Annotated in this window: 19 protein-coding genes and 1 tRNA gene; 14 read left to right on the top strand and 6 right to left on the bottom strand. The window is 58.7% G+C overall.

Annotation, left to right across the window (positions count from 1 at the left end):
- Positions 1–58 precede the first annotated feature (58 nt).
- The 8 genes from F8N96_RS19625 to F8N96_RS19590 all read left to right on the top strand — a co-directional run bounded on the left by F8N96_RS19625 (position 59) and on the right by F8N96_RS19590 (position 9245).
- Positions 59–1243, top strand: a complete 1185-nt coding sequence (locus tag F8N96_RS19625) for a glycoside hydrolase family 88 protein (protein ID WP_224794110.1) — start codon at positions 59–61, stop codon at positions 1241–1243.
- Between the two features lie 29 nt (positions 1244–1272).
- Complete coding sequence (locus F8N96_RS19620) at positions 1273–1713, top strand: MaoC family dehydratase (protein WP_150799195.1); 441 nt, start codon at positions 1273–1275, stop codon at positions 1711–1713.
- Positions 1714–1749: 36 nt separating this feature from the next.
- Entirely contained in the window at positions 1750–3318 is a 1569-nt protein-coding gene (locus F8N96_RS19615) for an acyl CoA:acetate/3-ketoacid CoA transferase (protein ID WP_150799194.1), read from the top strand.
- A 41-nt stretch (positions 3319–3359) separates the two neighbouring features.
- Positions 3360–4487, top strand: a complete 1128-nt coding sequence (locus tag F8N96_RS19610) for an iron-containing alcohol dehydrogenase (RefSeq protein ID WP_150799193.1) — start codon at positions 3360–3362, stop codon at positions 4485–4487.
- A complete protein-coding gene (locus tag F8N96_RS19605; RefSeq protein WP_224789544.1) occupies positions 4487–5620 on the top strand; it encodes an acyl-CoA dehydrogenase family protein in 1134 nt (377 codons plus the stop codon). Before F8N96_RS19610 ends, F8N96_RS19605 begins: the two co-directional genes overlap by 1 nt.
- A 69-nt stretch (positions 5621–5689) precedes the next feature.
- Positions 5690–7348, top strand: a complete 1659-nt coding sequence (locus F8N96_RS19600) for an acyl-CoA synthetase (protein ID WP_150799192.1) — start codon at positions 5690–5692, stop codon at positions 7346–7348.
- A 178-nt stretch (positions 7349–7526) separates the two neighbouring features.
- Positions 7527–8795, top strand: coding sequence for an OprD family porin (locus F8N96_RS19595; protein ID WP_150799191.1), 1269 nt, complete (start codon positions 7527–7529; stop codon positions 8793–8795).
- A gap of 375 nt (positions 8796–9170) precedes the next feature.
- Positions 9171–9245: transfer RNA gene (locus F8N96_RS19590), tRNA-Gln, on the top strand.
- A gap of 290 nt (positions 9246–9535) precedes the next feature.
- Here F8N96_RS19590 and F8N96_RS35700 read toward each other — a convergent pair.
- Complete coding sequence (locus F8N96_RS35700; RefSeq protein WP_263596456.1) at positions 9536–9661, bottom strand: hypothetical protein; 126 nt, start codon at positions 9659–9661, stop codon at positions 9536–9538.
- A 102-nt stretch (positions 9662–9763) separates the two neighbouring features.
- On the opposite strand from F8N96_RS35700, the gene F8N96_RS35695 reads away from it, so the two are divergent.
- Positions 9764–9895, top strand: a complete 132-nt coding sequence (locus F8N96_RS35695) for a hypothetical protein (protein WP_263596455.1) — start codon at positions 9764–9766, stop codon at positions 9893–9895.
- A gap of 102 nt (positions 9896–9997) precedes the next feature.
- Here F8N96_RS35695 and F8N96_RS19585 read toward each other — a convergent pair whose 3' ends face one another.
- The 4 genes from F8N96_RS19585 to F8N96_RS19570 form a co-directional block, all read right to left on the bottom strand.
- Positions 9998–11020, bottom strand: a complete 1023-nt coding sequence (locus tag F8N96_RS19585) for a transketolase family protein (protein ID WP_150799190.1) — start codon at positions 11018–11020, stop codon at positions 9998–10000.
- Complete coding sequence (locus F8N96_RS19580; protein ID WP_150799189.1) at positions 11017–11865, bottom strand: transketolase; 849 nt, start codon at positions 11863–11865, stop codon at positions 11017–11019. The genes F8N96_RS19585 and F8N96_RS19580 overlap by 4 nt, the downstream gene beginning before the upstream one ends.
- Before the next feature lie 16 nt (positions 11866–11881).
- Entirely contained in the window at positions 11882–13180 is a 1299-nt protein-coding gene (locus tag F8N96_RS19575) for an MFS transporter (protein WP_150799188.1), read from the bottom strand.
- Between the two features lie 100 nt (positions 13181–13280).
- Complete coding sequence (locus tag F8N96_RS19570; protein ID WP_150799187.1) at positions 13281–14030, bottom strand: SDR family NAD(P)-dependent oxidoreductase; 750 nt, start codon at positions 14028–14030, stop codon at positions 13281–13283.
- Between the two features lie 198 nt (positions 14031–14228).
- Between F8N96_RS19570 and F8N96_RS19565 the strand changes: the two genes are divergently transcribed.
- From F8N96_RS19565 to F8N96_RS19555, 3 genes are all read left to right on the top strand, one after another.
- On the top strand, positions 14229–15143 hold the full coding sequence (locus F8N96_RS19565) for a LysR substrate-binding domain-containing protein (protein ID WP_150799233.1): 915 nt from the start codon (positions 14229–14231) through the stop codon (positions 15141–15143).
- Between the two features lie 159 nt (positions 15144–15302).
- Positions 15303–15443 carry a hypothetical protein gene (locus F8N96_RS35080; RefSeq protein WP_191630767.1) on the top strand — a complete coding sequence of 47 codons (141 nt, stop codon included), beginning with the start codon at positions 15303–15305 and terminating at the stop codon, positions 15441–15443.
- 417 nt (positions 15444–15860) lie between these two features.
- Positions 15861–16250, top strand: a complete 390-nt coding sequence (locus F8N96_RS19555; RefSeq protein ID WP_224789545.1) for a hypothetical protein — start codon at positions 15861–15863, stop codon at positions 16248–16250.
- A 72-nt stretch (positions 16251–16322) separates the two neighbouring features.
- On the opposite strand, the gene F8N96_RS19550 is transcribed toward F8N96_RS19555, so the two are convergent.
- Positions 16323–17021, bottom strand: a complete 699-nt coding sequence (locus F8N96_RS19550) for an SOS response-associated peptidase family protein (RefSeq protein ID WP_150799185.1) — start codon at positions 17019–17021, stop codon at positions 16323–16325.
- Positions 17022–17201: 180 nt separating this feature from the next.
- Here F8N96_RS19550 and F8N96_RS19545 point away from each other — a divergent pair, with 180 nt between their 5' ends.
- Positions 17202–18206: an ArsJ-associated glyceraldehyde-3-phosphate dehydrogenase gene (locus tag F8N96_RS19545; protein WP_150799184.1), complete on the top strand. Its 1005-nt coding sequence runs from the start codon at positions 17202–17204 to the stop codon at positions 18204–18206.
- A gap of 9 nt (positions 18207–18215) precedes the next feature.
- Positions 18216–19436 (top strand): organoarsenical effux MFS transporter ArsJ, encoded by a 1221-nt coding sequence (arsJ, locus tag F8N96_RS19540; protein WP_150799183.1) that lies wholly within the window; start codon positions 18216–18218, stop codon positions 19434–19436.
- Positions 19437–19474: the final 38 nt, after the last annotated feature.

Genomic DNA, 19474 nt, shown 5'->3' with positions numbered 1-19474 from the left:
GGAAGTCAACTCGTAACATGTCTTCCGCGGCATCAAGACAGTTGCTCAATACATTATTTTGGCTCTTCTCGGAAGACATTTTTCTGCCATTTCCGAACGGCGCAACTATAGGAGAGATAAGTTGGATAACAAGATTCTCAAGCGCGCAATCGATAGAGTGTTGACACGCATTGACGCGACCCTCGATCAGCCCGGCCAAGGATTTCCCCATTACGCCGACCAAAACACGGGTGAATGGACTCGTAGTCCGGCAGGTGACTGGACGGGGGGATTTTGGGTGGGCATGCTTTGGCTTGCCGCCTGGCACACAAAAGAGCCGCGTTACCACGAACAAGCGCGGATCTGGGCCGAGCGCCTTGGGCCGCGCGCTTCATCCCAATCGGCGTTCAAGGGCTTTCTCTTCTGGTATGGCGCCGAGCTGGGCGCTGAGCTTCTGAAAGACGAAACGGCGCGCAATTTGTCGTTGGCAGGCACTCGCGGGTTGCTCGACATGTACAACCCCCAAGCGCAATTGATTCCCTTGGGCAAAGAGGCCGAGGAGGCCTCGGATGTCGGCAGCAACGAGGCAAACATCGATGCGCTGCCAGGGCCGATTCCTCTATTGATCAAGCATGCGGCAGCGCTTGACTCCCTCGAGATTGCTCGCAATCACCTTCGCCAACATATCGCACTCTGCGTGCGCGATGACGGATCTGTCTGTCAGTCCGCCAGTTTCGATCCGCAAACCGGGGCATTACTGCGCCGCTACACCCACAAGGGCATTCACGGCGAAAGCACGTGGACTCGTGCCCAGGCGTGGGCGATGGTTTCCCTCGCTCAGGCGCTCAATCGCGGAGAAATGGAATTCCGAGACGTCGCCATTCAGGTTGCTGACTGGTGGTTGGAACATCAGCCCAAGGACCATGTGGCGTACTGGGACTTCGATGATCCGGCAATTCCCGATACCAGTCGCGACACCTCGGGTGCTGCCATCGCCGCCGCTGCATTGTTAAAGCTTGCTGTCTGCCTGCCGGAGAGACGTGAGCGTTATCGGCAGTCCGCAGAGACGATCGTTGAGGCATTGGTGCTTCGCTATCAGACCCCGGTCGATGCCAGCGACTCCCGTCCCGTCGGCATCCTCACCCATGGTTGTTTCAATCGAAAGCTCGGTGTCGCAATGGAAAACGAGCTGATCTGGGGTGACTACTTTCTTTTCGAAGCACTGTTGGTGCTCGACGGTCGCCTGGCTTCGGAGCGGGTATGAGCACACAAATCAGTCACAAGGAGACAACCATGCCTGAGTTCAATAGTCCTCGTCGCGGAGCGGTTTCGTCCCTCATCGGCACGCAGACCAGCTACACCCGCACAGTCAGTGAATACGATATCTACGCGTTTGCCGGGATCAGCGGTGACAACCATCCCAATCATGTCGACGAGGAGTATTGCAAGCGCGTCGGCTTGGGGGCTCGGGTGGCCCAGGGTGCGATGTTGGTGGGTTACATCGCTGGCGCCGTCACCAAGTACCTGGGGCTGATCGACCGACCTGCCGTTTCCTACGGATACGACCGGGTACGTTTCACACAGTCCGTATTCATTGGTGACACCTTGACCGTGAGCTACCGCATTGCCCGTGCCGATGATGAGAAGAAGCGGCTTTGGGCAGAGGCGGTGCTGACCAACCAGCACGGCGACACCGTGTGCGTCGGCACCCACATCATTCACTTCCAAGAGTAACGCCCTCGGCACTCATAAAAACAAGAGGAGAGTGTAATGAACAAAATATGCTCGGCTGCCGAGGCCGTGGCCGATATTCAGTCTGGCCAGACGGTTGGCTGTGTCGGTGTTATCGGATGGCTCACGCCGGATACCTTGCTGCAGGCGCTGGCGCAGCGTTTCGAGGAGAGTGCCTCGCCCCGGGATCTGACCTTTTTCTTTCCGGTCAGCGTTGGCGACGCGATGGACATCCGCGGGATGGATCATGTCGCGATAGAAGGCTTGATGAAGCGCGTCATCTCGGGCAACTACATCAATACGCTGGATCCGAAGACCGGAAAACGTCCGCAAATGATGCGCCTGATCCGCGAGAACAAGGTCCAAGCCTATTGCTGGCCCATCGGCGCGACCATGCATTGGCTCCGGGAAGTGGCGCGCCGCGGTCCGGGTTATCTCACGCGCATCGGCCTGGGTAGTTACATCGACCCGCGCCAGCAAGGGGGTAAGTATACGGCGTGCGCTGAGGAGGACCTGGTCAAGCTGGTGGAGTTCGAAGGCCAGGAATATCTGTTTTATCCCGCTCGGCCGGTGGACGTAGCCTTGCTGCGCGCAAGCAGTGCCGATGAGTATGGCAACCTCAGCTTCGAAGACGAGCCGATCACCTCCAGCGCCTTGGCCATGGCGCTCGCGGTAAAGGCCTGTGGCGGCACAGTGATCGCGCAGGTCCGCAAGATCGTCCCCCGCCAAGCGCGGCCGGTGCACGCTGTGCGTGTTCCCGGCGAACTGGTGGATCGTGTTGTCGTTGCCCCTCAAGCCATGATGACCACCGAGGTCGTGTATGACGACAGCTACCTGGGGGGGCAGCTCTTTCCTGGTGCCTGCTCGGAAGTACTGCCGGCCGGTGCCGACAAGATTATCGCCCGGCGGGCGGCTTGCGAGATTCGTCCGGGCGTGCCCAGCATCTTTGGCTTCGGCGCATCTTCCGATATCCCGGGCGTGATGATGGAAGATGGCGCCTTCGATGGCGACGGACTCCTGCGTCACCGCTTTACGACAGAGCACGGTCCTTTCGGTGGCATCGTCATGAGCGGCTGGCAGTTCTCCGCCAATAAGTATCCGGAGGCGCTGCTCGATGGCCCAGCCCAGTTCGACTTCATCAATGGCGGCAACTGCAAGGTCGCAGCGCTGGCGTTCGCCCAGTTCGATGAAAACGGCAACGTCAACGTCAGCCGATTTGGCGCTGCGAACCCGGGGCCTGGCGGGTTCATCGATATCGCCTACAACGCTGAAACCTTGATTTTCACCGGCACCTTCACGACCGGTGGGCTGGAGGTGGCGTACGAGGGCGGCGAGTTGCGCATCGTGCGTGAAGGATCGGTACGCAAGTTCGCCCGCCACGTGCAGGAAATTACCTATCCGGTGCGCCTCAACGTCGCCACGCGCGGCCAGCGCGCCATGCTCATCACCGAGCGGGCGGTGTTTGCCATCGAGCCCGATGGGCTGGTGCTGACGGAAATCGCTCCCGGGATCGACCTGCAAAGCCAGGTACTCGATCTGATGGACTATGCCCCGGTGCGCATAGCCAACCCCTTGCCCCTGATGAATGCGGCCGTGTTCAAGTCCTGAGCACGCCATCGTCGCGCCAATAAACGAGGAGATTCCACGCTATGGCTGTTATCAACTATTTGACCACCATCCAATTCGAACAGGGCGCAATCGAGCTATTGCCGTCCGAGCTTGATCGCCTGGGCATTCGGCGGCCCTTGATCGTCACCGACCAAGGCGTGCGCGCTGCCGGGCTGCTTGATCGCGTACTCGGGACCCTGGCCTCGCCTCCCGGCGCGATCTTCGACGAGACGCCAGCCAATCCCACCGAGGAGGCGGTCATCGCCGCTACTGCGATGTTCAAGGACAATGACTGCGATGGCATCGTTGCCCTGGGTGGCGGATCGCCGATCGATCTGGGCAAAGCGACTGCGCTTCTGGCCACCCATCCTGCGCCGCTGCAGCAGTACTCGGTGGTGGATGGCGGTGTCGGGCGAATCACCGATAAAGTCGCGCCACTGGTGGCGATTCCCACGACGGCAGGGACCGGCAGCGAAGTAGGGCGGGCCAGCGTTATCGTGATGAAGTCCGGGCGCAAGCTTGGCCTGTTGAGCCCTTATCTGCTGCCTAAAGTGGCCATTTGCGACCCGGATCTGACGCTGGGCCTGCCGCCGATGTTGACAGCGGCTACCGGCATGGATGCGATCGCCCACTGCATCGAGACCTTCCTGGCGCCTGCCATCAACCCACCGGCCGAGGCCATCGCCCTGGATGGTTTGCGTCGGGGCATGGCCAATATCGAGCGCGCGACGATCGACGGCAGTGACCGGGAGGCGCGCTGGAACATGATGATGGCGGCGACTGAAGGCGCGATGGCGTTTCAGAAAGGACTGGGAGCGGTGCATGCCCTGTCCCATCCCCTGGGGGCCGTGCCCGGCATTTCCTTGCACCATGGCACCCTCAATGCGGTGCTGCTGCCGGCAGTCATGCGTTTCAACCGGCCAGTCGTCGGTGCCAAGTACGAGGCGTTGGCCCAAGCCATGGGACTGAGTGCAGGCGTCGCCCCGGATGAAGCCATTGCCCGGTTGACCGCCCGCCTGGGCCTGCCCGTGAGTCTGGGCGCGATGGGCCTGAACCGGGCTGCGCTGCCTGAGATTGCCCAGGCCGCCCTCAAAGACCACTGCCACGCCACCAACCCCCGTCCTGCCACCGCAGAGGACTACTTGCGGATGCTCGAGGAGTCTTATTGATGAATGAGCAACATGTAATGATTCGCGATGCCGTCAGGCGGTTCGCCGAGCAGGAGATTGCACCGGTCTCCGAACGCCTTTGGGAGGAGCAGGATTTTGCCTATCAGGTCTGGAAGCAGGCCGGAGAGTTGGGCTTCCTCGGCCTTCCCTACCCGCAGGAGCATGGTGGCGGTGACGGGGATTGGCTTGGCTTTACCATTGTGCTGGAGGAAATCGCCCGGGTAGACGCGGCTGTGGCGTCGTCCATGATGGCCAATTCCACGCCCGCCAGCCTGATCAACAACTATGGCACTCCTACGCAGAAGGAGCGTTACTTGCGCCCCATCCTCGACGGGACGCAGGTCGGCTGCATTGGGCTGACCGAGCCGAATGCAGGCTCGGACGCCGCCAATATCCAGACCCGCGCCGTTCTGCGAGACGGTCAGTGGATCATCAATGGTTCCAAGACCTTCATCACCAATTCGGGTACCGACATCACCGGTCCGATCGTGATCGCAGCCGTTACCGGCACGCGGGACGACGGGCGCAAGGAAATCTCCAACTTTATCCTGCCGTCCGATACCGCCGGTTTCAGTCTGGGGCGCAAGCTGCAGAAGATCGGTTGGCGTGGATCGACCACTTATGAACTGTTCTTCGAAGATTGCGTGCTGCCGGCCGACCATCTACTCGGCGAACAAGGCGCGGGGCTCAAGCAGACCCTGGGCAACATAAGCACCGGACGTATCCTGATCGGTGCGCTGGGGCTGGGTATTCTGCAAGGCTCCATGGAGCGCTCGGTCGCCTACTTGAAGGATCGCAGCGCCTTCGGCAAGCGGCTCGAACATTTTCAGGCGCTGCAGTTCAAGGTCGCCGACATGGCCACCCATGCCCACGCCGCCCGACTGATGCTCTACGACGCGGCCTCGCGCAAGGACGCCGGTTTGTCATGTGACGTCGAGGCGTCCATGGCCAAGCTCTTCGCTACCGAGAGGGCGATGGAGGCGGCTCACCAGGCGATCCAGATCCATGGCGGTAACGGCATCATGACGGAATACCCGGTCGCGCGCGCTTTCGGCGACGCCAAGGTATTGGAGATCGTCGAAGGCACTTCCGAAATCCAACGCATGATCATTTCCAGGCAAGTGCTGAGCTAAACGCGTCCTGCAGCCTGTGCCGGTTCCGTTGGGGGGCCGGTCGTTCAGCTTTCTTCGGGGTAAATCAGCATGCCAGGCTCCAATCCTTATGACCTCGGCCTTGAACAAAGTCCGGTCAACTACCGGCCTCTCACGCCGCTGGGCTTCATCGCCCGCACCGCCCAGGTATATCCGCAGCGGCTGGCGGTTATCCATGGTGCGCGTCGATACAACTGGTCCGAGACCTACGATCGGGTCTGCCGCCTGTCATCTGCGCTCAAGGCCGCGGGCATTGGCCGTGGCGATACGGTGGTATTGATCGCCGCCAACACGCCGGAGATGATCGAAGCGCATTTCGGCGTACCGATGTGTGGCGCGGTCTTGTGCACGGTCAACACCCGGCTCGATCCTGCGGCAATCGCCTATATCCTGATGCATTGCGAAGCCCGGCTCGTGATCAGCGACACGGAGTACGCGAGCACCATCGGGCAGGCGCTGGCACTTTTGGAGCACCGGCCAAGGGTGATCGACATCGATGACACCGAGGGGCCAGGCGGCGAGCGCCTGGGTGAGCTCGACTATGAGGCGTTCATCGGCGCGGCTTCTACAGACGGGCATTGGCAGGAACCCGTGGACGAGTGGCAGCCGATTGCCCTGAACTACACCTCGGGCACCACAGGGCGCCCCAAGGGGGTGGTTTATCACCATCGGGGGGCTTATCTGGCGGCGCTTTCAAATATGCTCGACTGGCAAATGCCGCGGCACTCCATCTTCTTGTGGACCCTGCCCATGTTCCATTGCAATGGCTGGGGCTTCGTCTGGACTATGGCGGTCAACGCCGGCACTCACGTGTGTCTTCGCCGCTGTGAACCGCAACGCGTGCTGTCGATGATTCGACAACACGGTGTTACCCATTACTGCGGCGCGCCGGTGGTGCACGCCATGCTGGCTCATGCGCCAAAGGAGTGGAAAGCCGGGATCAGCCACCGTGTTCATGGCCTGATCGGTGGCGCTCCGCCCCAACTGCCGGTGATCGCGGCATTGCATCGCATGGGCATCGATCTTTTGCAGATATACGGTCTGACAGAGGTCTACGGTCCCGCTGCGGTATGTGCCGAGCACCAGGAATGGAGCGAGCTTTCCACCGACTTGCTGACCGAACGCAAAGGTCGACAAGGCGTGCGTTATACGGCTCAGGAAGATATGGCGGTCCTGGACCCCGAGGACTTCACGCCGGTGCCGCGCGATGGCCACAGCATTGGCGAAGTGATGTTCCGCGGCAACATGACGATGATGGGCTACCTGAAGGATCCGCAGGCCACCGCCGAGGCCTTTTCGGGTGGCTGGTTTCATTCCGGCGATCTTGCGGTGGTGCATGAGGACGGCTACATCCAGATCAGAGACCGGGCTAAGGACATCATCATTTCAGGTGGTGAGAACATCAGTTCGGTCGAGGTCGAGGAAGTGCTTTACCGCCATCCGGCTGTCCGTACCGCGGCGGTGGTTGCCATGCCCCATGCCAAGTGGGGCGAGACCCCCTGTGCCTTTGTCGAGATGAGCCCTGACGTGAGCATCGGCGAAGCGGAACTCATCGCCCATTGCCGTTCCTGCCTGGCTCATTACAAGGTGCCGGCGCGGGTCATCGTGGGGGATTTGAGCAAGACGGCAACTGGCAAGGTGCGCAAGGTCGAGCTGCGTGAGCATGCCTTGCGGCTGGCTTCGAAAGATGCGGCCACCCCGATCGATTGAAGGAAGTTTGAGACTCAAATTCCGGTTTCCGTAGGCCTGTTCTGGCTTGCGCGATGTTGTGTAGAAAAATTCAACTGGATGCCTCATCCGCAGATGCTGATGCCTGTCGGTTCGCCGGGTATCTCGACGTAGTGCCGTTTGGGATCGCCGATTTACCACCTAACAAGAAGAGAGAGCTATGCACGTACTTCGTCCCACCCAAGCTTTTCTGCTGTCCGGCCTTACTGGGGCTTTCGGCGTTTGTTCACCCGCTTCGGCTGAGTTCCTTGCGGACAGCAAGGCCAGTCTGGACATGCGCAATTTCTATATGAACCGAGACTTCCGCCAGCCAGCGGCCCCACAAAACAAAGGCGAGGAGTGGGCGCAGGGCTTCCTGTTGCGCTACGAATCCGGCTACACCGAAGGACCGGTAGGCGTGGGGGTCGATGCGCTTGGTCTGCTCGGCATCAAGCTGGATTCGAGCCCGGAGCGCGCGGGCGCCACCGGTCTGCTACCGCGTGGCGCCGAGTCGAGGAGGGCACCCGATGACAACAGTGAGCTTGGCCTGACTGCCAAGCTACGGGTCTTCAAGTCCACCCTCAAGGCAGGGACCCTGATTCCCAAGCTGCCGGTATTGCAACCCAACGATACACGGCTGCTGCCGCAGACCTTCCAGGGTGGCTGGCTGAACTCGACGGACCTCGCTGGTCTGACCTTCGACGCCGGTCGCCTCACCCAGGTGAACCAGCGCGACTCGACCAACCGCGAAGACATGACAGTCATGAAAGGCCCCAGGCGCAACATCGTGACCGGGGCGAGGGCCACCACCGACCAGTTCGACTTTCTCGGTGGCAATTACCTGTGGAGCAAGACGCTGAGTACCGGCTACCACTACGCGCAGTTGGACGACCTGTACAAGCAGCATTATCTGACGGTGATGCATGTGTTGCCCATTGCCGAGGGGCAGGCGCTGAAATCCGATCTGCGTTGGGCCCGTTCGACCGATGACGGCAGCAGCAATGTCGACAACCAAATGCTCGGCGCCATGTTCACCTATTCACTGGGTGCGCACGCCTTCGGTCTCAGCTACCAGAAAATGAGCGGCGACACCGGTTTTGCCAACGTTCAGGGCACCGATCCGTACCTGGTCAACCTCCTGCAAATCAACGACTTCGGCAATCAGGACGAGCGCTCCCTGCAAGCCCGTTACGATTTCAACTTCGCCGGCCTCGGCATTCCCGGCCTGACCTTTATGACCCGCTATGTAAAAGGCGACGAGGTCGACCTGGGAGTAGCTTCGGGAACCGGCAAGGAGTGGGAACGTAATACCGACATCGGCTATGTGATCCAGAGTGGCGCGTTGAAAAACGTCGGCATCAAATGGCGCAACGCGACCTATCGCTCGAGCTTTGCCAGTGACATCGACGAGAATCGCCTGATCGTCAGCTACAGCCTGCCGCTCTGGTAAGGCTGTTGCGTCGATGTCCATGCCGGGCGCCGCCGCGGTTATCGGTTGATGCCGTAACCGCGGTTGTGGCGTGTCGGATGTTCTTGATGCCTAAAAGCGAAACGTGGAGCGCAGCACCAGTATTTGCGAGTTGTTGCCACCGGCGCTTTTGATCGCCGATTTCCCCCAGCCAATAAGGCCCAGATCAACAGTAAGTAGCTGTTTTAAGGCAAATTTTTTGTTTTTGGTCTTCCCAGGCGAAGCGAAAGTTGATAAATTTCCGTACCTCTTGCAGAGGCCCTTACAGGGCTTATAGCGTGAGGAGGCAGCATTTCGAGGTTGCTCGCAAGCTGCAAAATCAGGAAGAGAGTGCTGGGCACTCGTAGCAACAGATACAGGGGCGTCGCCAAGCGGTAAGGCAGCAGGTTTTGATCCTGCCATGCGTTGGTTCGAATCCAGCCGCCCCTGCCATTTCCCTTATACTTATTCAGGTATAACTCAGCCGGCATGCTCGAAAGTATGCCCGGACGCACCACGGTCAACGTCTGGCCGTTGTCGGAATCCTTCCGTTATTTTCCCACCTGGCTGGTATGGCGCAGAAGTACTGTGTCGCAGAGCCTGACCATGTTTGTGCGCTTGCTCATTTCAGAGGCATCCAGTGAACACAATAAGGCAAATAGCTAGAAAGCCATAAAATAGGATGTGTTTCATGACTTGATCATCTGAAATGAGAATCAATGAGTTTAAGTCATATGCGCAATTCAGGTGAGAACGGGTGCCCAACGGTTGCTTACAGCTGGATCAAATCTCCGTAGCTGGCTGGCGATTGCCTGATTGACCTGCTCGCAGCGCTGGCGCTGCGAGGCGAGTTTGTTTTCTTTGGGCATGGGGCGTCCTATGCCGGGTCATGCCGGGGCGTTGGAGTATTGAAATGCGGAACTGCCGGTCCTGCAAACTGCCCAAATAGCTACCACTTGGAGGATCTGGCAATGACCGAAGAGAAGAAGAAAGAGCCCGAGGATGAAGCGCCGAAGGATCAGACGCCTGCGCATTCCACTGAGGAAGAGCAAAAACGACTGAAGAATTTCAACAAGGATGGCATTCCGCCTGGAAGCTGCTGAGCGCTGGTCTCTCAGCAATCTCCAGAGCGGTCGCTATTGCTGCAGGTTCAGGTTCACATTGTTCGATTTAGCCTGAGGCTGTGGAGGCGGCCGGGCCTTCGGTCAAAGCCAGGCCTTGATCTGGGCTCTGACAGCCTGAGTCGAAATGCCGTAACGATCATGCAGTGTCGGTAAGGCACCAGCATCCAGGAAGGCATCGGGCAATGCGATCTGCCTGAAAGTTGGCGTTACCCCGTTGCGCAGTAACACGCCGGCAACGGCTTCGCCCAGTCCACCGATAATGGAGCTGTTTTCCGCGGTGACCACCAGGCGACCCGGTTTGCGGGCTTCAGCCAGAATGGTTTGTTCATCCAGGGGCTTGATCGTCGGCACATGTAGCACGGCCACATCAACGCCATCTGCTTGAAGTTCTTTGGCCGCTTCCAACGCGCGCATCGTCATTAAACCGGTGGAGATGATCAAGACATCGTTACCGGTGCGCAGGGTTTTGGCTTTGCCGATCTCGAACTTGTAGCCGTATTCGTCCAGCACCAGCGGCACATTTCCGCGCAGCAGGCGCATGTAGACCGGCCCTTGGTGAGCAGCGATGGCAGGCACTGCCTGTTCGATTTCCAGTGCATCGCACGGATCGACGATCATCAGGTTCGGCATCGCGCGAAAGATTGCCAGGTCGTCGGTGGCCTGGTGGCTAGGGCCATAGCCGGTGGTGAGGCCGGGTAAGCCACAGACGATCTTGACGTTGAGGTTTTCCTCGGCAATCGCCATGCAGATGAAGTCATAGGCGCGACGGGAAGCGAATACCGCGTAGGTGGTGGCGAAGGGGACGAAGCCTTCTCGAGCCATTCCCGCCGCCGCACTCATCAGCAGTTGTTCAGCCATGCCCATTTGATAGAACCGGTCAGGGTGGGCCTTGGCGAAAATGTGCAGATCGGTGTATTTGGACAAATCGGCAGACAGTCCGACGATATCCGGACGTTGATCCGCCAACGCGGCCAGTGCATGTCCGAAGGGCGCTGATTTCGTGGCTTGGCCTTCAGAGGCAATCGAAGCGATCATCGCCGAGGTCGTCAGGCGTTTTTTTGCTGGCTCGACAATTGAAGCCGGGTGGTTGGCTGCGTTGTTCATTGATTTTTCCCTTCTTCAAGATTGTTCAGTGCCAGATCCCATTCGTGTTCTTCCACGCGAATGAAATGGGTTTTTTCGCGGGTTTCCAGGAAGGGCACGCCTTTACCCATTTTGGTATCGCAGATGATCACGCGTGGCTGGCTGCCCGGATGGTTGCGCGCGGCGTCGAACGCTGTGACCAGCGCATCCAGATCATTGCCATCGACACGCTGGGTGAACCAGCCAAACGCCTGCCAGCGATCAACGATCGGTTCGAACGACAGGATCTCACTTGAATAACCATCGGCTTGCTGATTGTTGACGTCGACAATGGCGATCAGGTTGTCGAGTTTCCAATGCGATGCCGACATCACGGCTTCCCAGGTCGAGCCTTCATTCAGTTCACCGTCCGACAGCAGGTTGTAGACGAAGGAGGCCGAGTCTTTGCGCTTGAGGCCGAGACAGGCACCCACCGCGATACCCAGGCCCTGACCCAGAGAGCCCCCGGTGATTTCCATGCCCGGGGTGTAGGCGGCCATGCCCGACATTGGCAGGCGGCTGTCATCCGCGCCGTAGGTTTCCAGCTCATCGAGCGGGATGATTTCGGCTTCGATCAATGCGGCGTACAGCGCAATGGCGTAGTGACCGATGGAGAGGTAGAAGCGATCTCGTTCCTCCCACTCCGGATTTTCCGGCCGATAGTTCAGGGCATGAAAATAGGACACTGCGAGTAGGTCGGCGGCACCGAGAGCCTGGCCGACGTAACCTTGTCCCTGAACTTGACCCATGCGCAGCGCATGGTGGCGAATGTTATGCGCGCGCTCCACCAGGGTTTTGGATGTAGCGTATGAAGAATTGATTGTCATGGTGAAACTCCGTTAATCAACGATTGACCAGGGCGGCGGGAATGCGCAGTACCAACAGGGCTCCGCCTACCAGTACGCCGGTGATCAGATACATGCCGATGGCGCTGGATCCGGTTAGCGTGGTAATCCAGCCAATCAGGTAAGGCGAGCAGAAGCCGGCGAGGTTGGCGAAGCTGTTGACCGCCGCGATGCCTGCGGCGGCAGACACGCCACCGAGCAACGTGGTGGGTAACATCCAGAACATCGATGTCGCGGACAGAATTCCGGATGCGGCCAGGCAAAGACTCAGAATAGAGAGCATCACATTTGCGCCCATCATTGCCGCCAGAGTGAGTCCGATAGCACCCGCGATCATCGGTATGACGAGGTGCCAGCGGCGCTCGCGATGTTTGTCGCCACTGCGTCCGGCGTACAGCATGGCCACAATTGCACAGAGGTAGGGCAGGCTGGTCAGTACGCCGATTTTCATCGGGTCGGACACCCCTGCGTTACGCACCAGTGTCGGCAGCCAGAAGGTGATTGCGTACTGGCCCATCACGACACAGAAGTAGATGGCGGCCAATAACCAGAGACGACGGTCGCGGATGAATTCACCTACAGAGGCGTGTGTGACTTTTTTCTGGTCATCCTCAGCCAGCTCCCGGGTGATCAGCGCTTTTTCGTCGTCGTTGAGCCAGCTGGCTTGATGCACGCCATCCTTGAGATAGCTCAACACCAGGAGTCCAACCACGACTGTGGGCACGGCCTCCAGCACGAACATCCATTGCCATCCTGCCCAGCCATGCATACCGGCGAAGTGGGTCATGATCCAACCGGAAAGGGGGCCACCCACCATGCCCGACAGCGGAATGGCGATAAACCACAACACGGTCATGCGAGCACGACGGTAGGACGGAAACCAGTAGGTCAGGTACAACAACAGTCCCGGTGCCAGGCCTGCTTCGGCAATGCCAAGCAGAAAACGCAACGCATAGAATTGCCACGCGGTTTCGACGAAGGCGAACAGGGCTGAAACGATGCCCCAAGTGATCATGATGCGCGCGATCCAGACCCGCGCACCGACCTTGTGCAGGATGATGTTGCTGGGGACTTCGCAAAGAAAGTAGCCAATGAAGAACATGCCCGCGCCCAGCCCGTAGACCGTTTCGCTGAGCGCCAGATCGTTCATCATTTGCAGCTTGGCAAAGCCGACGTTGACCCGATCGAGATAGGCGCACAGGTAGCACAGCATCAGGAACGGCATCAGGCGCCATGCGGTTTTCCGGTAGGCGTTGGAGCGCACGGTCGAAACCGCTTCGAGCGACAGGGTAGTCATGATGGTCCGATCTCTTGTTTTTATTGACCGCCAGGTCATAAGGCCTGGCTGAGTCGTCGATCCAGAACCGCACGGGCCACGCAGGCCCGCCCAGGTGTCATCAGTGAATCAGCATGCCGCCGTTCACATCCAGCGTGATGCCAGTCATATAGGAGGAAAGGTCGCTGGCCAGGAACAGAGCCGCATTCGCCACATCCTGGGCTTCACCCAGACGCCCTAGCGGGATGCCGTCGATGATCGCGTGCCGACGCTCGTCCTGCATGAGGCCGCCGGTGATGTCGGTGTGAATCAAACCGGGGGCGATGGAGTTCACACGCACTTTGTCCGGCCCCAATTCGCGAGCCATGGCCTTGGCCAGGCCCAATACGCCAGCCTTGGCGGCGCTGTAATGAGGGCCACCGAAAATGCCGCCGCCGCGCTGAGCGGAGACCGATGACATGCACACGATGCTGCCGCCAGACTGCTGGCGCATCATCGGTATCACCGCCTGCGACATGAGCAGGGTGCCGCGCAGGCTGACGTCCAGTACCTTGTCGTAATCGCAGGGGCGGATGTCCAGGGTCTTGAGGGGTTGGGTGATGCCGGCGTTGTTGACCAGAATGTCGATGCGACCCAAGTGCTCGATGATTTTCGCCACAGCCTGCTGAACTTGAGACTCGTCGGCGACGTTGGCTGCAAGACCCAGATGGCCTTCGCCCAGGGACGCGGCAGCGTCGCGTGCGGCGGATTCGTCCAGATCGAGGATCACGACGCGAGCGCCTTGTTGCGCAAAGGTGGTCGCTGTAGCGCGGCCAATGCCACGTGCGGAGGCTGCACCGGTGATGATCGCGACTTTGCCTTGAAGAAGCATGGAAGAGTACCTCTGATTGTTGTTATTGGGTCGGTCCGCAATGAACCGATGACTCAGCTTGTTCTTCAGGGCAACCCTGAGCAATAACGCGAATGTCACTCGATGCTGAAAAAAATTCAGCACTCGCCAAGCAAATGCTCGAATGGTTGAATGGCTAAACGCCCGGCTTATGCCTCCTGCAAGGGAATAACAACAATCATGCGTTCACCCGGTGATGCACCTCCGATACTGCCACCCCTGAAAGCCATTCAGGCCTTTGAGCAAACGGCACGTTTTGGCAGCGTCGCGCGAGCGGCGGAAGTACTTGATCTGACGCCTTCGGCGGTCAGTCACCAGTTGGCCAAACTGGAGGCGATGATTGGTCGACAGCTGTTTCTCAGAACGGCCAGGGGGGTGACATTGACGCCGGTAGGTGAGCAATATCTCACTGAGGTTTCCGGCGTCCTGCACAGCCTCGCAGTGGCAACCGAACGCGCCACCAGTGATGTCAGCCTCGATTGTCTACGGTTGCACTCATCCCCCAGTTTCGGCCTGTTGTGGCTGATGCCGCGTCTGGAGCAGTTTCGCCAGAGCCATCCCGATATTCAGCTCAACCTCTCGTGTTCCTACGAGTCGCTGCATTTCAGTCGTGACAAGATCGACGTGGATATCCGCCACGGCATGCCCAACTGGCCGAGTTTCGAGGTGCGCACCGTGCGCAATGAAAACATCGCGGTCATGGCGTCACCCAAGCTCCTGGAAAAACGCCCCGTCCGGACTGTCGCGGATTTGCTTGATTGCAATCTGATCTTGTCGGAGGCAACGCTGGTCAAGTGGCCACAGTTGTTCGCACAACATGGCCTGTCGCGACCTGAACAGCCTTACACGCTGAGTTTTGACCGCTCTTACATGACGCTGGAAGCAGCCAGTCACGGGCTTGGATTTGCCTTGGAAAGCACGCTGCTTGCGCAGGACTATCTGGCGCGTGGTGCTTTGGTCGAGGTAGCCCCGCAATTAAGCGCCCCAATTACCGCGCATCACCTGGTCTTTCCCAGAGCCCACTCAAACTTCCCCCGCGTGAGGCGTTTTCTGGAATGGATGCAGAAAGAACTCGGGCATGATTTCACTTACTGACTGTATTTCGCCAATGAATCATTGAGTTACCTCATGGTCATAGCACTGACTTTTTCCATCAGGATTTTTCAATGAAGCGCGCGGTAATGGTTTTATTAGCTGTATCAGGCTCTATCCTGCTTGTCGGCTGCGGGCATCACCGTGACGGTGGAGACAGGCATGATCGGGGCCACCAGGGTCGTGGCTACGAACGAGGTCATGATGATCGCGGGAATGATCGATACGATCGTCGCGATGATTATCATCGGCATGATCGTGATCGTGATCGTGATCGTGATCGTGGAGACGACTGAGTCCTGAAGGCTGACTGAAGGTCTGCAGAGCTGAGGGAGGGGTGCAGGCGCCCGGCACTAGCCGGGACGTATCGAGTGGCCAGCTATTGCCCGTTGGGGTAGAGCCCGCTCATCCATTCGAATGCACCTCTGCAAGATGCGTGATTCCAACCTGTACGGTCCCAAAAAAATTGGACCTTGATAGCGAGGTGGATATGTCTATCGATTCGAGTTTCGAAGATCAAACCCAAGGCTCTGTTCCCTCCAAGCCTGAGCCCGGTTCAGAAGAGCCGCAGCGCCCCGACGATCCCGGCCAAACCGATCCCTTGAAAAGCCCACAGGACTATCACCATCGAGCATGAATGTGATGAGCGTTCGAATGACAGCTATCCTCTCAATCAGGGTGAACATTCACTGACGAATTGCCTCGTCGAAGGGAGTGGATATGCAGAAGAAGACGGTCGTTGGGATGCTTGCAATGCTCAGCTTTTGCACCTCTGTGCACGCTCATAATTTCTCGAACATCGAGATATGCAAGGCAGCGATTGCGGTAGAGATGGGACGAGATGCGAAAACAATGAAAACCCGGCAATCCGACCCGGTGCCTGAGATCTCGTACCAGCGTGACGACGGAGATACGTTCCTTTACCGATGCAACATCACAGACAGGCAGGTCGTTTGGTCAACATTTCTTAAAGATACAAACGAATGGGGCCGGTGGCGAAACTCTTACGAGGCGGGAGATGCTACGACAACCTTTTTCGTGACCAAAGGCGTCCTGAGAATAGTCAATGATCAAGCGGGCGAAGAGCCGTTTTCGAAAAAAGATTTCTGAGTACAAATGACTAATCGTAAACATCGTATCCCGCATCAATGGCGCAATCAGTGTGGCGGGAATGCCTTGTAGTCACCTTATGTGCTTTTGTTTTTTCAACGGTTCAATCACTTCGGACCCTTGGTTCCGCACGTTGCCTACGGCGCAGTCGACCTTGAACCATTCGAAAGCCTCGGTCGGCTCGCCTTGAAGCAACACCATCTGCTCGGCGCGCCCCTTGGGCGTGGCTGGGTCCAGCCATTCCCGGGCCAGTTCCGGCGATAGCGCCACGGGCCTCCGGTCGTGGATATCCACCATGCCCCCGGCGCTGTCGGCGGTGATGATGACGAAACCGTCATGCTCTCCTGGTTCATGTTCGCCGATCGGGTATTGGCCAATTGCCGCGCAGAAGATTGGCGACCGGTCACGATGGCGAATCAGGTAGGGCTGTTTTTTAGGGCCGCCTTCATAAACCCATTCAAACCAATTGTCGATTGCGATGATCGCCCGATGTGGCCAGATGGCTTTAAAGAATGGTCCGTGGGCGACTTTCTCAACCCGGGCGTTGATCGGCGCTACGCGATCTTTGGCCCATTGTGGCCGCCATCCCCAGCGAACCCTGTCAGCGCGCAGGTATTCCCCATCGCGGTGAAAGAGGGCGAGCTGCGTGGTCGGCGCGGCGTTATAGCACGCCAAAGGCTGGTCGCCGGCATAGTTGATCAGCGCGTTGGGAATGCTGAGCGCCGCGACAAAGTCGTGAATGCCGTGGTACTGGGAAAGGCGTCCGCACATGGTCAGGTTCTCCTGGTGTGTCTTCAGAATAGACCTGCACAGTTCAATCGCTTTGATGGGCTGATCTGCCGATGACTCTTTACACTGTATACGGTAAAACATATATTCGTTAAACCGTATATGATCTGAAACTTCACGATGACCGGCAAAGCCCGTGTCCTGTTCACAGAGCACAACAACATGACTATCAAAGTTGGCATCAATGGTTTTGGTCGGATTGGTCGCCTCGCCCTGCGAGCAGCCTGGAGCTGGCCAGAATTCGAGTTCGTTCAGATCAACGATCCAGCGGGCGACGCGGCGACTCATGCGCACCTGCTGAACTTCGACTCGGTGCATGGCCGTTGGAACAACGAAGCCAGCCCCGAAGGCGATAGCGTGGTCATCGACGGTAAGCGGATCAAGGTAACGGCCAACAAGGCGATTGCCGACACTGATTGGTCGGGCTGCGATCTGGTGATTGAAGCCAGCGGCAGGATGAAGACCGTCGCCGTGCTTCAGGCTTACCTCGACCAAGGCGTGAAGCGCGTAGTAGTCAGCGCCCCCGTGAAGGAAAAAGGCGCGCTGAACATCGTCATGGGCGTCAACCATCAGCTGTTCGACCCTGCGCAGCACCGCATCGTCACCGCCGCCTCCTGCACCACCAATTGCCTGGCCCCGGTCGTCAAAGTCATCCACGAAAAGCTGGGCATTCGTCACGGTTCGATTACTACGATCCACGACCTGACCAACACCCAGAGCATCCTCGATCAGCCGCACAAGGATCTGCGCCGTGCGCGTGCTTCGGGGATGAGCCTGATTCCCACCAGCACCGGCTCGGCCACAGCCATTGCCGAAATTTTCCCCGAGCTGCGTGGACGCCTGAATGGTCACGCCGTACGCGTGCCGCTGGCCAACGCTTCGCTGACTGACTGTGTCTTTGAAGTCGAGCGGGCCACCACTGTCGAAGAGGTCAATCAGTTCCTCAAGGACGCTTCCGAGAGCGAGCTGAAAGACATTCTCGGATTCGAGGAGCGGCCACTGGTGTCGATCGACTACCGTACCGACCCGCGCTCATCGATTATCGATGCGCTGTCGACCATGGTCATCAACGGCACCCAGGTCAAACTCTATGCCTGGTACGACAACGAATGGGGCTACGCCAATCGCACCGTCGAACTGGCCAGAATGGTCGGTCTGGCCGTCTGAGGAGCGATCATGAAAGCCTTGTCAGCCCTCGCGCCGCAAGTGCGGCAGTACCTGCTCGTGACGGGCAACTACTGGGCCTTCACCCTCACTGACGGCGCTTTGCGGATGTTGGTGGTGTTGCACTTTCACGCGTTGGGCTACAGCCCACTGCAAATTGCGGCGTTGTTTCTGTTCTACGAATTGTTTGGCGTGATCACCAACCTGGTGGGTGGCTACCTCGGCGCCCGGTTGGGTCTGAACCGCACCATGAACATCGGGCTGGGCATGCAGGTCGCGGCGTTGTTGATGCTGACAGTACCCTCGGCCTGGTTGACCATCCCCTGGGTGATGGGCGCTCAGGCGTTGTCCGGGATCGCCAAAGACCTGAACAAGATGAGTGCCAAAAGCTCTATCAAGCTCCTGGTCCCCGATGGGCAGCAGGGCAAGCTCTACCAATGGGTGGCGATCCTCACCGGCTCGAAGAACGCACTCAAGGGCGTCGGCTTCTTTCTTGGTGGAGCCTTGCTGGCCTTGATCGGCTTCAAAGGCGCCATGTTGGCCATGGCGGGTGTTCTGGCGTTGATCTGGATCAGCAGCTTGATCCTGTTGAAGAAGGACCTGGGCAAAGCGAAAGCCCAGCCAAAGTTTCGCGACATCCTGTCCAAGAGTCGGGCGATCAATATCCTCTCGGCGGCACGGATGTTCCTGTTCGGCGCCCGCGATGTCTGGTTTGTGGTGGCCTTGCCGGTGTACTTGAGCAGTGTCTTCGGCTGGGACTTCTGGCAGGTTGGCGGCTTCCTGGCGGCGTGGGTGATTGGCTACGGCATCGTGCAGTCCTTGGCGCCCGGCATCACGGGAAAGAAACGTGGTCATGTACCGGATGGTCGCGCGGCATTTCTGTGGGCACTTGCACTGGCTGGCCTCCCGGCGGCGATCGCTCTCGGGCTGAACACCGAGCTGTCGCCACAGGTGGTGCTGCTCGGCGGACTAATGGTCTTTGGTGTGTTGTTCGCGGTGAACTCCTCGCTGCACAGCTACCTGATCGTGTCCTACGCCAAGGAAGATGGCGTGTCGCTGGATGTGGGTTTTTATTACATGTCGAATGCCATGGGACGGTTGATAGGCACGGTGCTCTCCGGCTGGGTTTACCAGGTGCATGGGCTGGGGGCGTGCTTGTGGATATCGAGTGCATTCGTGCTGCTCGCAGCATTGATTTCTATCGGGTTGCCGAGGCATGCCGAAGGTGCGTGACACTTTGTTCCAGGCATCGAGCCGCGGTAGCAAAGTGT

Source organism: Pseudomonas fluorescens, from assembly GCF_902497855.1.
In the GTDB taxonomy this organism is placed as follows: domain Bacteria; phylum Pseudomonadota; class Gammaproteobacteria; order Pseudomonadales; family Pseudomonadaceae; genus Aquipseudomonas; species Aquipseudomonas fluorescens_BI.
Note: the sequence above shows the minus strand (reverse complement) of the source record. Positions and strands in the feature narration are given on the sequence as shown.